Raw genomic sequence first — 857 nt, 5'->3', positions numbered from 1 at the left:
AATAGAATTATTGAAAAAGCTCAAGATGCTTTAGATCTTAAGCGAAAGGAGTTAGCTGAGATTCATATTGATGCTAATGATGAACTTAGAAACTTAGGTCAGTTAAAAGTTGATATTTTTAGTAATCAGATAAAACATATTGTTGACACTATAAAAAAAGTAAAAAATGCTGGTGCAAATCTTAGAAATTTTAATCAGACGATTACTGAGCAGGAATTTGTAGAAATACAGAAAAAAGTAACCGCATCGCTTGAGCTTGAAAGGGGAATCCTTAGTGGTGCAACGGCAGGAGCGCTCACAGGGTTGGGAGCATATGGTTCAGTTGGTTTATTAGCATCAGCATCAACGGGTACAGCGATATCAGCTTTATCAGGGGCAGCTGCAAAAAGTGCTACGCTAGCATGGCTTGGTGGTGGTTCGCTTGCAACCGGTGGTTTAGGTATGGCAGGTGGGACTATGGTATTAGGTGGTATAGTTACCGGCCCTGCATTGGCAATTACAGGGTTGCATTTAGCAGGTAAAGGAGAAAAAGCCCTAACTCAAGCGAGAGCATTCAGGGCTAGAAGCGATGCTAACATCGCAGCAATAGAAGTTATGGAGGTAGCTGTAAAAGCTATCATCACTAATGCCTTAGAGGTTCAAATGGTATTACTCGAAACCGTCAAACGTTTTGAGAAAATCAAAGTATATGATAACTCTGACATACAGGCATTCGAAACTATGCTTGCTATAGGCAAAGCTCTTAAAAATATCTTAGACCAACCTATTTTAGATGATGAGAGACAAGCGGTAGAGAGTATTCGTCATAAATGCGAAGGTCATATTGAAATATAAAAATGGGAATTGAGGCTATGAAG

1 protein-coding gene is annotated in these 857 nt (G+C 39.4%); it reads left to right on the top strand.

Annotated elements, in window-relative coordinates; genetic code table 11:
- A partial coding sequence (locus ACS8FC_RS16050; protein WP_439297504.1) for a hypothetical protein occupies positions 1-834 on the top strand: 834 nt, incomplete at its 5' end.
- Between the last annotated feature and the right edge of the window lie 23 nt (positions 835-857).

Source organism: Psychrobacter sp. 1Y4, from assembly GCF_051847555.1.
This window is presented reverse-complemented; position numbering and strand designations above follow the sequence as displayed.